General features: G+C 65.6%; 12 protein-coding genes. 10 read left to right on the top strand and 2 right to left on the bottom strand.

All coding sequences use genetic code 11. The features are described 5' to 3' along the window. Nucleotides 1–3 precede the first annotated feature (3 nt). Nucleotides 4–462, bottom strand: coding sequence for an OsmC family protein (locus JAB8_RS27400; RefSeq protein WP_070292385.1), 459 nt, complete (start codon nucleotides 460–462; stop codon nucleotides 4–6). 105 nt (nucleotides 463–567) lie between these two features. Here JAB8_RS27400 and JAB8_RS27405 point away from each other — a divergent pair, with 105 nt between their 5' ends. The 10 genes from JAB8_RS27405 (at nucleotide 568) to JAB8_RS27450 (ending at nucleotide 11,956) form a co-directional block, all read left to right on the top strand. Continuing rightward, nucleotides 568–2,052, top strand: coding sequence for a PLP-dependent aminotransferase family protein (locus JAB8_RS27405; RefSeq protein WP_070292386.1), 1,485 nt, complete (start codon nucleotides 568–570; stop codon nucleotides 2,050–2,052). A 38-nt stretch (nucleotides 2,053–2,090) separates the two neighbouring features. Continuing rightward, complete coding sequence (locus JAB8_RS27410; protein WP_070292387.1) at nucleotides 2,091–2,654, top strand: DNA-3-methyladenine glycosylase I; 564 nt, start codon at nucleotides 2,091–2,093, stop codon at nucleotides 2,652–2,654. After that, on the top strand, nucleotides 2,654–4,285 hold the full coding sequence (gene mnmC, locus JAB8_RS27415; RefSeq protein ID WP_070292469.1) for an FAD-dependent 5-carboxymethylaminomethyl-2-thiouridine(34) oxidoreductase MnmC: 1,632 nt from the start codon (nucleotides 2,654–2,656) through the stop codon (nucleotides 4,283–4,285). The genes JAB8_RS27410 and mnmC overlap by 1 nt, the downstream gene beginning before the upstream one ends. 228 nt (nucleotides 4,286–4,513) lie before the next feature. Next, nucleotides 4,514–5,011, top strand: coding sequence for a rhodanese-like domain-containing protein (locus JAB8_RS27420; RefSeq protein WP_083287967.1), 498 nt, complete (start codon nucleotides 4,514–4,516; stop codon nucleotides 5,009–5,011). A gap of 19 nt (nucleotides 5,012–5,030) precedes the next feature. Beyond that, a complete protein-coding gene (gene epsC / locus JAB8_RS27425; protein ID WP_070292388.1) occupies nucleotides 5,031–6,017 on the top strand; it encodes a serine O-acetyltransferase EpsC in 987 nt (328 codons plus the stop codon). A 7-nt stretch (nucleotides 6,018–6,024) separates the two neighbouring features. Then, nucleotides 6,025–6,249 carry a helix-turn-helix transcriptional regulator gene (locus tag JAB8_RS27430; protein WP_070221599.1) on the top strand — a complete coding sequence of 75 codons (225 nt, stop codon included), beginning with the start codon at nucleotides 6,025–6,027 and terminating at the stop codon, nucleotides 6,247–6,249. Between the two features lie 116 nt (nucleotides 6,250–6,365). After that, nucleotides 6,366–7,295, top strand: coding sequence for a family 2A encapsulin nanocompartment shell protein (locus JAB8_RS27435; protein WP_070292389.1), 930 nt, complete (start codon nucleotides 6,366–6,368; stop codon nucleotides 7,293–7,295). Further along, nucleotides 7,270–9,060: a family 2A encapsulin nanocompartment cargo protein cysteine desulfurase gene (locus JAB8_RS27440; protein WP_070292390.1), complete on the top strand. Its 1,791-nt coding sequence runs from the start codon at nucleotides 7,270–7,272 to the stop codon at nucleotides 9,058–9,060. Before JAB8_RS27435 ends, JAB8_RS27440 begins: the two co-directional genes overlap by 26 nt. A gap of 155 nt (nucleotides 9,061–9,215) precedes the next feature. After that, entirely contained in the window at nucleotides 9,216–9,935 is a 720-nt protein-coding gene (locus JAB8_RS27445; RefSeq protein WP_070221596.1) for a HAMP domain-containing sensor histidine kinase, read from the top strand. Between the two features lie 11 nt (nucleotides 9,936–9,946). Further along, nucleotides 9,947–11,956, top strand: a complete 2,010-nt coding sequence (locus JAB8_RS27450; protein ID WP_254679604.1) for a tetratricopeptide repeat-containing response regulator — start codon at nucleotides 9,947–9,949, stop codon at nucleotides 11,954–11,956. 21 nt (nucleotides 11,957–11,977) lie between these two features. Here the strand turns inward: JAB8_RS27450 and JAB8_RS29655 are convergent, their stop codons facing one another. After that, nucleotides 11,978–12,682: a PhaM family polyhydroxyalkanoate granule multifunctional regulatory protein gene (locus JAB8_RS29655; protein WP_070292391.1), complete on the bottom strand. Its 705-nt coding sequence runs from the start codon at nucleotides 12,680–12,682 to the stop codon at nucleotides 11,978–11,980. Between the last annotated feature and the right edge of the window lie 108 nt (nucleotides 12,683–12,790).

Genomic DNA, 12,790 nt, shown 5'->3' on the forward strand with positions numbered 1-12,790 from the left:
TTACTAGGCTCCTTGCACGACGACGTCGGCCGTCAGCGAATTGGCGATGTAGCAGCGCTCGTGCGCATCGTGGTGCAGGGCGGCCAAGGCCTCGGGCGAGGGCGGCGTTCCCGCGAAGGCGATGCGCGGACGCAGCACGATGCGCGTCATGGCCAGGCGGCCTTGTGCATTCTTGTCCAGTTCGCCGACGGCATCGTCGCGGTAATCGTCGATGACGACGCCGCGCTGGGCCGCCAGCGACAGGAAGAACAGCATGTGGCAGCTCGACGTGGCGGCCACCAGCGCCTCTTCCGGGTCGATGTTTTCCACCACCGACATGGGCAGCGGCACGGACAGGGGCGACGACGAGGCGGGTACCGTCAGGCCGCCGTCGAACTGCCATTCATGGCCGCGGCTGTAGCGCTGGCCGGCGAAATCCTGGCCGTCGCGCTGCCAGGCCACGGTGGCGAAAAACTGATGCATGGGTGCTCCGCAAAAGTAGAGGAATACGCCATCTTAGCGCCAGTCTTGGCTATTTAAAACAGCCAATAAGTGCTATCTTGAAGATACCAATTCGAGAGCCACACTATGCCAGCTTCCCACCTGAACCAGCTTATCGCCGCCTTGCCGCTGCAGCGCGGCGCCAGCGAACCGCTGTTCCGCCAGCTGTATGCGGCCATCAAGTTGGCCGTCCTCGACGGGCGCATGAGCCCCGGCATGCAGCTGCCGCCCACGCGCGATTTTTGCCGCCTGCTGGCCGTGTCGCGCCAGACGGTGCTCAATGCGTATGCGCTGCTGACGGCCGAAGGCTACCTCGATGGAGCCGTCGGGCGAGGCACTTTTGTCAGCCGCGAGGTGCCGGCCGCTGTCGCGGCCCCGGCGACAGCGGCGCCCGGCCTGCTGCGACCGCTGTCGGCGCGCGGGCAGGGCGTGGTGACGGCCATGCGCCAGGTGGCCTTCCACCGGGGGCCGCTGCGCGCCTTCCGCGTCGGCATGCCGCGCATCGACCATTTTCCATTTGATGTGTGGAACCGCCTGGAAGCGCGGCGCAGGCGCCGGCCCGACCACCAGTTCGGCTACGGCGATCCGGCCGGCTACCTGCCGCTGCGCGAACTGCTGTGCGTGTACCTGAAGGCGTCGCGCGGCGTCCAGTGCACGCCACAGCAAATCGTCATCACGTCCGGTTCGCAGCAGGCGCTGTTCCTGCTGTCGACCATCCTGCTGGCGCCCGGCGACGCCGCCTGGATGGAGTCGCCCGGCTACCGGGGCGCCAGCGGCCCGCTGCGCGCGGCCGGCGCGCGCGTGTTTCCCGTCCCCGTCGATGCGCAGGGGCTGGACGTGGCCTACGGCGTGGCGCACTGCCCGCAGGCGAAGCTGGCCTACGTGACGCCGTCGCATCAGATGCCGCTGGGCGTGAGCATGAGTTTGCCCCGCCGCCTGGCCTTGCTGGCCTGGGCCGCGCACAATAAAGCCTGGCTGGTGGAAGACGATTACGACAGCGAATACCGTTACTCGGGCGCGCCGCTGGCGTCGCTGCAAAGCCTGGACCGGGCCGGCTGCGTGGTCTACGTGGGCACCCTGTCGAAAGTGTTGTTTCCCGGCCTGCGCCTCGGTTACATGGTGGCGCCGCCCGCGCTGGCCGAGGCGCTGGTGCAGGCCAAGGCCGTGATGGACCGGCACACGGCCATCGTGCCGCAGATGGCGCTGGCCGACTTCATCGCCGAAGGCCACTTTGGCCGGCATATCCGCCGCACGCGCGACAGCAATGCCGAACGGCGCGACCTGCTGGTGCGCGGCCTGGCGCACGAACTGGGCGACCAGCTCGCGTGCGGCCCGGCCGACAGCGGCCTGGAACTGTGCGCGTATTTTCGCGGCGATCACGATGAGGAAGCGGTGTCGCGGGCGGGCCTGGCGCGGGGCATCGAACTGCGCCCGCTGGGACACTATGCCGACCCGGCGGCGGGGCCCGAATGCGCCACGCCGCCCGGGCTGCTGCTGGGCTTTGCGGCCATTCCCCCGGCCGAGATGGCGCACGGCTTGCAGGAGCTGGGGCGCATCCTGCGCGGCCGATAAACTATACTGGCGGTTGCCCGCACATGAAGAACCCGACCATGACCACCATCCGCTGCTCCTGGGCCAATCCGGCCAATCCCCGCTACCTTGCGTATCACGACACGGAATGGGGCGTGCCTTGCCACGACGAGCGCCGGCTGTTCGAGATGCTGAACCTGGAAGGCGCGCAGGCTGGCCTGAGCTGGGAAACCATTCTCAACAAGCGCGACACCTACCGCGCCGCTTTTGATAACTGGGATGCGGAAAAGATCGCCGCATATGGCCCGGACAAGGTGGCGCAGCTGCTGGCGGACCCTGGCATCGTGCGCAACCGCCTGAAGGTGGCGGCCGCCATCACGAATGCCCAAGCCTATTTGCGCCTGCGCGCGCAAGGGCAGACCCTGGACAGCTTTTTGTGGGCGTATGTCGACGGCCAGCCCATCGTCAACAACTGGCAGCCGGGCGAGTTTCCCGCCAAGACGGCCCTGTCCGACAAACTGTCGAAAGACTTGCTCAAGCGTGGCTTCAAGTTCGTCGGCTCGACCATCATCTACGCCTACATGCAGGGCATCGGCATGGTCAACGACCACGCGCCCGTCTGCTTTTGCCGCGCGGGGCGCTGATGCGCCGCGCCCTGGTCCTGCTCGACACGGATTTTGACGCTGCCCGCCTGCGCGCCGCCTGCGCCGCGCATGGCGGTCGCCGCCTGCATTACATCGCGCTGGCGCCGCGTCCTGTCGATGCGCATCACTTGCCCGACGATTGGCGCGCACAGTGGCCGCCCTGCGTGCCGGGTCTGCACCGCATGGTGTCGCACGATGGCCTCGTCATACTCGATGTGCTGATCGGCGAGCCCGATGCCTGTCTGGCGCAATTGTCGGCGCGTGTCGATGAAGTGCATCTGGCCTGGGTGCCGGCGGCCACGCCGGTGCTGGCGCGCCTGATGGCCGATGGCGCGCACCTGCAAGCCGTGCACCTGGACGAGGCGCAGCGCACGGCGCTGCAAAAGCATGGCTTTGTTTTTGACGAGAGCCGTTTGCGCGCCGTGTTTTATGCGCGGCGCGACGAGTACGCGGCCGTTGCCGCGCCCGAGCGGTGCGCCGTCGTCATCGGCGCGGGCGTGGCCGGCGCGGCCGCCTGCGAACGGCTGGCCGCGCGCGGCTGGAAGGTGACCTTGATCGAACGCCACGCGCAGCCTGCGAGCGAAGCGTCGGGCAACCTGGCCGGCATCTTCATGCCGCTGATGTCAAAGGACGACAATATCGCCACGCGCCTGGTGCGCGCCGCCTTTCTGTACTCGCTGAAGCGCTGGAAAGACCTGGGTGGTATCGGCGCCGCCATCGAGGGTGCGCAAAGCGGCGTGCTGCACCTGGCGCGCGACGGGGCGCATGCGCAGGTGCAGCGGCAGATCGCCGCCAGCGGCCTGTATCCGCGTGAATTCGCCCGCTGGCTGGAAGCGCCTGAGGCAACCGCCATGCTGGGCGCGCCGGCGCCCGATGGCGCCTGGTGGTTCGAGCAGGGCGGCTGGGCGCGCCCGTCTTCCGTCTGCGCGGCCATGCTGGACGCCTGCGGCGCCTTGCTCACGCGGCGCTTTTCCAGCAGCGCCCTGCGCCTGGAACGTGGCGACGGCGAATGGCTGGTGCGCGATGCGGACGGTGCCCTGATCGCGGCGGCACCCACCGTCATCCTGGCGGCGGGCACGGGCGCCGTGGATTTCGAACAGGCGGCCGGCTTGCCGCTGGACGCCGTGCGCGGCCAGGTCACGCACCTGGCCGAAGGCAGCTTGCCGTCGCTGCCGTTCGTCGTCTGCCGCGAAGCCTACGTGACGCCGGCGTACCAGGGCGTCGTGTGCGTGGGCGCCAGCTACGATGCGGACGCGGACCCCGGCTTGCGCCCATCGAACCAGGAAGACAATATCGCGAAGATCGCCGACATCCTGGACGTGGCCCCGTTCGAGGCGCCGCTGGCCGGGCGCACGGGCTTTCGCTGCATGGCAGCGGACCGCCTGCCGCTGGCGGGCGCCTTGCCCGACCCCGGCATACCGGGCCGCTGCGAGCGCCTGCGCGACGTGCCGCGCTGGCCCGGCCTGTTCGGCTTGCTCGGTTATGCCTCGCGCGGCCTGATCTGGGCACCGCTGGCGGCCGAGCTGCTGGCTTGCCAGCTGGAGGGGGAGCCGTTGCCGCTGGAGAGTCAATTGGCCGCCGCTCTGGATCCTGCCCGTTTCTTGCTGCGCGAGCGCCGCCGCGCTGGTTGAGCGTTGGCGCAGGGCAGGCGAGGGCTGGGGTCAGACCCCCAACACAGCTGACGCAAAGGCTGGCGCCAACGCGCGTGAGGGTCTGACCCCAAATGCGGACGCTCCGCGCGTAGTCCCCATATCTGTTTTTCAGCTTTCCAAACTCTTTTTAATTTGTTTTCCGAACAACATAAGTTCGCTACAGTGGACTCGTGCTGGTTTTTGACGACGGAATAAAGAGGTGGACAGATGGCTGCTGCAGAACTGATTTTCGATCCCCGCGCCGCGCACGGCGAGGCGGCGTTTGATGAAGTACTCCATCTCGCGCGCAGCCAGGCGCAGGCCCAGGGCTTGCCGTATGCGGGCATCGTCAGCGCGCAGGATGCGTGGCAACTGGTGCAGGCCGGCAAAGCCGTGCTGGTCGACGTGCGCACCAACGAAGAACGCACTTTTGTCGGCTACGTGCCCGCCTCGCTGCACGTGGCGTGGGCCACCGGCACGGCCATGAACCGCAATCCCCGTTTTACCCGCGAGCTCGAAGCGAAGGTGGGCGGCAAGGATGCCGTCGTGGTGCTGCTGTGCCGCAGCGGCAAGCGCTCGGCCTTGGCGGCCGAAGCGGCCGCCAAGGCGGGTTTTACGCACGTCTTCAATATCGCGCAAGGCTTCGAGGGCGACCTCGACGCACAGCAGCAGCGTGGCCACAGCGGCGGCTGGCGCTGGCATGCGCTGCCGTGGCTGCAAGATTAACCCGCTTCCCGGGACCACCATGAACCAGCGAGCCCTTCCCCCCGTCTCCCTTGCCGCGCAGCCGCAATGGGAGCTGCATCAGATCGTCGATGAATTGCGCGCCGTGCGCGCGCAGTGGCGCGAAGGGCTGGCCGGCAGCCAGGAATGCGGCACGCGCGAATTCCCGTCGCGCCAGCATCTGCACGACATCATCAAAGCCCTGTGCGCGGCCCTGTTCCCCATGCGTCTGGGGCCCCTCGACCTGCAGCAGGAGAGCGAGGATTTCTTTGTCGGCCACACGCTCGACACGACGCTCACGGGCTTGCACGAACAGGTGCGGCGCGAACTCAGTTACCACGCGCGTCAGCACGGCTTGCAGCAGACGGTGTCCATCGAACAGCAGGCGCTGGCCATCGTGCAGCGCTTCGCCCGCGCGCTGCCGCGCATCCGCGCCCGGCTCGACACGGACGTGGCGGCCGCCTTCCATGGCGACCCGGCCGCGCACAGCGTCGACGAAGTGCTGCTGTGCTATCCGGGCATCCTGGCCATTATCCACTACCGCCTGGCGCACACCTTGTATGCGCTCGGCGCGCCGCTGGTGGCGCGCATCATCGCCGAAGTGGCCCATTCGCAGACGGGCATCGACATCCACCCGGGCGCCATCATCGGCAGCAGCTTTTTCATCGACCATGGTACGGGCGTGGTGATCGGCGAGACGGCCATCATCGGCGAGCGCGTGCGCATTTATCAAGCCGTCACCCTGGGCGCCAAGCGCTTTCCAGCCGGCTTTGATGGCGTGTTGAAAAAGGGGCTGGCGCGCCATCCCATCGTGCAGGACGACGTGGTCATCTACGCGGGCGCCACCATACTCGGGCGGGTGACCATCGGCCAGGGCTCCGTCATCGGCGGCAATGTCTGGCTGACCCGCAGCGTGGCGCCCGGCAGCCATGTCACGCAAGCGCACAACCAGCAGGAGGCGCCGGAATCGCCGGCGCCATCCCACCCCGCCTTTGCCCACCACCCATGAGGACAGCATGTTGATCAAACAGTTTGGACTGGCCGTGCGCCAGTTGCGCGAAGGGCGTGGCTGGTCGCAGGAGCGCCTGGCCGAAGCGGCCGACTTGAACCGCTCGTTCATCGGCGAAATCGAACGGGGCGCCGCCACGCCATCGCTGCTGACGGTGGAAAAACTGGCCATCGCGCTGGGCATCGGCCTGGCGGGATTGATGGCGCGCTGCGAACCGGAACTGGTGGATTAATCGGGTGGATCAAGCGTCACGATGATGGCGATAGCATGTTGAGAGAAGAGGGCAGACGTCCGATACTTTATTTGTTTTTCAGATAAGCATATTCACTTTTCTCATCAGGAGTAGTCATGACAGTAGCAACAGAGAGCCAGTTTGCGCTGGGCGACAACGCCGCGCGCCAGCTGGCCAATGCAAGCAAGAGCATCCCCCAGTTATCCACGATCACGCCGCGCTGGCTCGTGCACCTGCTGCAATGGCTGCCCGTGGAAGCGGGTATCTACCGCCTCAACCGCGTGAAAAATCCGAAGGACGTGCGCGTGGCCTGCTCGCAGCGCGACGAATCGGAACTGCCGCAAACCTTCGTCGACTACGACGACCAGCCGCGCGAGTATTTTCTCAATGCCGTCAGCACGGTGCTCGACGTGCACACGCGCGTGTCGGACCTGTACAGCAGCCCGCACGACCAGATCAAGGAGCAGCTGCGCCTGACCATCGAGACGATCAAGGAGCGCCAGGAAAGCGAATTGATCAACAATCCCGACTACGGCCTGCTGGCCAGCGTGCATGACGACCAGCGCATCTTTACGCTGACGGGCGCGCCCACGCCGGACGACCTCGACGAACTGCTGACGAAAGTGTGGAAGGAGCCGGGCTTTTTCCTGGCGCACCCGCTGGCCATTGCCGCCTTTGGCCGCGAATGTACGCGCCGTGGCGTGCCGCCGCCCACCGTCAGCCTGTTCGGCTCCCAGTTTTTGACGTGGCGCGGCGTGCCGCTGGTGCCGTCCGATAAGCTGCCCATCGAAGACGGCAAGACGAAGATCATTTTGCTGCGCGCGGGTGAGCAGCGGCAAGGCGTGATCGGCCTGTTCCAGCCTGGCCTGGCGGGCGAGCAAAGCCCGGGCTTGTCCGTGCGCTTCATGGGCATCAACCGCCACGCGATTTCGTCCTATTTGATTTCGCTGTATTGCTCGCTGGCCGTGCTGACCGACGATGCGCTGGCCGTACTGGAAGACGTGGAGATCGGTAAATACCATGACTACCCAGACACCTACAAGTGATGGCGCGGCGGGCTTGCCTGCCGTCCCGTTTCTGCCTGACGAAGCGACCCTGAACCGCCTTGCCGGCGAGTTTTTCGCGCGCTTGCCTGGCCTCGCGCCTGCGCTTGACAAGTCGCCCAGCCCTGGCGGCTCGGGCAGCGTGCTCGATGCGGCGCCCCGCTATGCGAACCGTCCGCCGCCCCAGCCCGGCCCGTCGTTCGCCGCCATCGCGCCTGGCGTGGCGACGGCGCAGGTGCCGCCCGTGACGGCGCCGCTGGAGTCCCCCATTGCGCCGGCGCCGGCATCGGTGCCCACGCCGCGGTTGTCCGCCATCGGTGCACCGTCGCCCTACTATTTTGTCGGCGGCGCGCATGGCTATCCCGTGTCGAACCATAATCTCGACGGCCTGGCGGGCCAGGGACTGGGACAGGCCGCGCCCGACGCGTTTGCCACGCCGCAGCGGACGCCCGCGCGCCAACTTCCCGTATCGCCATCTGACAGCCAGCCGGCGTTCTATTTCCAGACCGAGCTGCCTGCGCGGCCGCAAGGGCATGGCCAAACCCCCGCGCCATTCGACGTGCACGCCGTGCGGCGCGATTTTCCCGTGCTGGCCGAGCGGGTCAACGGCAAGCCACTGGCCTGGTTCGACAATGCGGCCACCACGCACAAGCCGCAGTCGGTGATCGACCGGGTGTCGTACTTCTATGCGCACGAGAATTCGAACATCCACCGCGCGGCCCACGCGCTGGCGGCGCGCGCCAGCGATGCCTATGAAGCGGCGCGCGCCAAGGTGGCGAGTTTTCTGGGCGCCGCCTCGGCCAATGAAATCATTTTCGTGCGCGGCGCCACCGAGGGCATCAATCTGATCGCCAACACGTTCGGGCGCAAGTACATCGGCAGCGGCGACGAGATCATCGTCTCGCAGCTCGAGCACCACGCCAACATCGTGCCGTGGCAGCAGCTGGCGGCGGAAAAGGGCGCGATTCTGCGCGTGATTCCCGTCGACGACAGCGGCCAGATCCTCCTCGATGAATTCCGCAAGCTGCTCAACGGGCGCACCAAGCTGGTGTCTGTGACGCAGGTGTCGAATGCGCTGGGGACGGTGACGCCCGTGGCGCAGATCATCGCGCTCGCGCATGCGGCCGGCGTGCGCGTGCTGGTCGACGGGGCGCAAGCCGTGTCGCATTTGCGCGTGGACGTGCAGGCGCTGGGCGCCGATTTCTATGTGTTTTCGGGGCATAAAGTGTTCGGCCCGACGGGCATCGGCGCCGTGTATGGCAAGGCGGACTTGCTCGAGCAACTGCCACCATGGCAGGGCGGCGGCAACATGATCGCCGACGTCACGTTCGAGCGCACCGTCTACCAGGGCGTGCCGAACCGTTTCGAGGCGGGCACGGGCAATATCGCCGATGCCGTCGGTCTGGGCGCGGCGATCGATTACGTGCAGCGCATCGGCCTGGAAAACATCGCCGCCTACGAGCACGCGCTGCTGGAATACGCGACGCACCAGCTGCAAGCGATTCCCGGCGTGCGCCTGATCGGCACGGCGCTGGACAAGGCCAGCGTGGCGTCGTTCGTGCTGGCCGGCTACGAGCCGGCGGAAGTGGGGCGCGCCCTGAACGACGAGGGCATCGCCGTGCGCTCGGGCCACCACTGCGCCCAGCCGATTTTGCGCCGCTTCGGCGTGGAAGCGACCGTGCGGCCGTCGTTCGCCTTCTACAACACGTATGAGGAAATCGACCGCATGATCGTCGTGGTCAAACGCCTGGCGGGCGCGCGCCGCTGATCTTGCCCGCTTGTCAAGCTGATGCCGCCCCTGCGCCAGCGGGGCGGCATTGTTGCGTCAAATCACGGACTTTGCGCGCGGCTGGCTGGCGCCCGCAGGCTGGCGGTATAATTTATCCTTGGCAATATTCAAGCTGCGGCCCAAGGAGATATCCGGTGGAAGATCAACACAGCTCGCCCGAGCTATTCCTGTTCCTGGCGTCGACCGTGCACGACATGAAAAATTCGATCAGCGTCGTCAGCGGCACTTTGGAGTCGCTGCTGGCGGCCGAGCAGGCCAAGCCGACGCCCCAGGCCGACCCCGCCTATCTGCAGATGGCGCAGATGCTGTACCAGACCAAGCGCCTCAACGATAACCTGATCCAGCTGCTGGCCCTGTACAAGGAAGTGGGCAAGCCCGGCTACCCCTTCGACGTACAGCCGCAACTGGTGAGCCAGGTCATCGACCAGGTGGTGGACCAGGAAAAGATCCTGCTGGCCTCGAAAGGCATCCATCTGCAGACGGCTTGCCCGCCGGAGCTGATCTGGACCCTCGACGAAGACCTGGTCATCGGCGTGCTCGCGCATGCCATCAACAACGCCATCCGCTACACGAAGGATACGATACGCCTGTCGGTGCGGGAGCACGACGATATGCTCGAGCTGCGCGTGGAAGACAATGGCGACGGCTATACCCAGGCGCTGCTCGACGCGGGCAGCGCGGCCATGGATGGCATGACCGCCGGCGTGAATTTTTCCACCAACAGCACGGGCCTGGGCCTGTATTTTTCCAGCGAAGTGGCAAAGATGCACAAGCACCGGGGCAGCAGCGGCAGCATCGCTCTGGAAAATGGCGGCGCCCTGGGCGGCGGTTGCTTCATCCTGCGCCTGCCCTGAACGAGGATGCCATGACGACAGACAGCCACGCCACCGCCGCCGAAGCGGGCAGCACCGACTGGGCCGACAAACATTATCTGCTGGTCGACGACTTCATCGGCATCCGCATCCTGCTGCGCGAATCGCTGCGCAACCTGGGCGCGCGCCATATCGACCAGGCGGCCAGCGGCGGCGAAGCCATGAAGCTGCTGGCCAAGACGCGCTACGACGTGGTGCTGTGCGATTACAATCTGGGCGAAGGCAAGAATGGCCAGCAAGTGCTGGAAGAGACGCGCGTGCGCAACCTGACGGCGCCGTCGAGCGTCTGGCTGATGGTGTCGGCCGAGAAAAGCGTGGAATCCGTGATGGGCGCGGCCGAGCACCAGCCCGACGCCTACCTGATCAAGCCGATCACGGAAGGCGTGCTGCTGACGCGCTTGAACCGCGTGTGGCACAAGAAGCAGGTGTTCCGTGAAATCGACCAGGCCTGCATGGAAAAGGATTATCTGCGCGCGGCCAAGTTGTGCGATGCGCAGATCGAAGTCAACAAGCTGCACGAGCTGGAATTGCTGCGCATGAAGGCGTCGTTGCTGCTGAAAAGCGGCGAGCCGGAAAAGGCCCGCGCCGTGTACGAAAAAGTGCTGGCCGAGCGCGATTACAGCTGGGCCAAGGCAGGCCTGGGCAAGATCCGCATGAATAACGGCGAGCACGAGGCGGCGCGCCAGATCTTCCAGGGCGTGATCGTCGAGAACAAGTACTACATCGACGCCTACGACCAGATGGCCGTCGCCTACCAGCTGATGGGCCAGCACGAGGAAGCGTGCGGCGTGCTGGAAAAGGCGGCGCGCCTGTCGCCCAATTCCGTGCCGCGCCAGCGCAACCTGGGCCTCGCCGCCTTAAAAATCGGCAATGTCAGCATGGCGGAAAAGGCTTTTCGCAAGTGTATTTCCATCGGCGAGTTTTCCGTCATGAAGACGCCGGACGCCTATCTGGGCCTGGCGCGCGTGTGCGGACTGAAGAAGGATGCCAAGGAGGCGCTGCAATGGCTGCTGCTGGCGCAGCGCGAATTCTCGCCTGAGCAGATCGGCTTGCGCGCGAAGATCACGGAAGGCATGGTGCACCACGAAACGGGCGATTACCGGCGCGCGCGCAAGTGCGGCGACGAACTCGAAGCCATGCTGCTGGAAGACCCGGCGCGGCCCGAGAAAAGCATCTGCATGGAACTGGCGACCCTGCTGTTCGCCGTCGGCGTCAAGGATGCGCCGGCCGGCCTGCTGTGCTACGTGGTGAAGAACAACCACGACAACCAGGTGGTGCAGGACGAGGTGCAAAAGATCTTCGACAAGGCGAAGATGGGCGACGAAGGCACGAGCCTGATCATCGCCTCGCGCAAGGAAGCGTCGGACTTGATGAATAAGGGCGTGCTGCTGTGGAAGACGGACAAGCTCAACGAAGCGGTGGCCTGGATGCGCGCGGCGCGCGAAAAACTGCCGAACAACCTGCGCATCCTGTTCAATTCCGCGCAAATCATCGTATCGTTCCTGGAGCAGCGCGGCTACCAGGCGGACTTGGCGGCCGAGGCGATGGAAGTGTTGTTGTATGTAGACAAAATTGCACCGGGCCAGCAGCGCTTTGCGCAATTGATGGAGCAACTGGTGCAGCTGACGCCCCCGCCCGGGCCGGAAGAGGCTGTCGAGGTGGCGGAAAAGCGCCGCCGGCGCCGGAAAAAGGGGGAAAAGCCGTGCGGGAGCGTGCCGGATGATAAACTAGGGGCCAGCGTGGGTTCGCCTGCGCTTGAGTTGCTCTACAACAATAAGGAAGAAACTATGCGTGATGTGGTCAATGAAGTATACAAAAAAATGAAAGTCGGCGCCGTTGCCTGGGTACGCCCGGTGGCCGCCAAGGGAGACACGCTGGAAACATTCCAGTCTTCGTACGAGCACGCCAAGGCGCTGGCCGACGAAGGCCTGATCACGATCGGTGACGTAAAACGCCAGGCCGACAATCAGATCGAGGCGATCCGCATTCATCGTATCGCCTGATCACATCGCCTCTCCGCGACGTCAGGATTTGCCTGGCGCCTTGGACTTGGGTGCCGCGCGCTTTGCCGGCGCCTTGCGCAGCGGGGCTTTGGCCTTGGCTGCCATGCCTGCTTCTGCCGGCTTGGCGGACTTGCCGGCCGTGGCTCCACCGCCAAAACTGGCCGCTGCCGCACTGGCCGCATCGGGCGACATCGCTGTCGACACGGCCTGCTTGAACTGATCTTGTAACAAATTCCACCAGGCACTTGGATTGGCCAGCTGGGCTGCCGCCTGGCTGCCGGCATCGTTGGGCGCCGCCGCAGCCGGTTCGGGCGCGGGTGCAGGCGCCGGTTTCGGTTCAGGCGCTGGCGCTGCGGGTGCCGCTTGCTGAAAAAACGCGGAAGCGTAGGGCACCGATTCAAACACGGTTTTCTCGCTGGCACCGGGCTGGGTGATGGCCGCGGCCAGGGACGCGCCCATCGATTTCAGGGTGGCGATGGTGCCGCGCTGTACTTCCAATGCCTGGATACTGCCGCGCAGCATGCTGGTATTGAGGTTCAACCAGGCTTCGACGGCTTTCAAGTCATTGATTTTCTTGTCCAGCTCTTCCACCGACATGGTGGGCGCAGTGATGCCGGGCACGCCCATGCCGGGCACGCTCATGCTGCCCCACAGGTTTTTGACGAAGTCGAGGGTGTCGGTCACAACTGCTGCGCCCGGCATTTGGGGCATTTGCGGGTTTGCCATGCGAAATCTCCTGGTAGGTGGATGTGCCTAGCGTAGCAGATATCAGCTTGCAACTGACGCAAAGCCGCCAACATTTTCTTACATAAAACAGCAGGAGTTGAGCACAGG

This window comes from Janthinobacterium sp. HH106, from assembly GCF_001758725.1.
GTDB lineage: Bacteria > Pseudomonadota > Gammaproteobacteria > Burkholderiales > Burkholderiaceae_D > Janthinobacterium.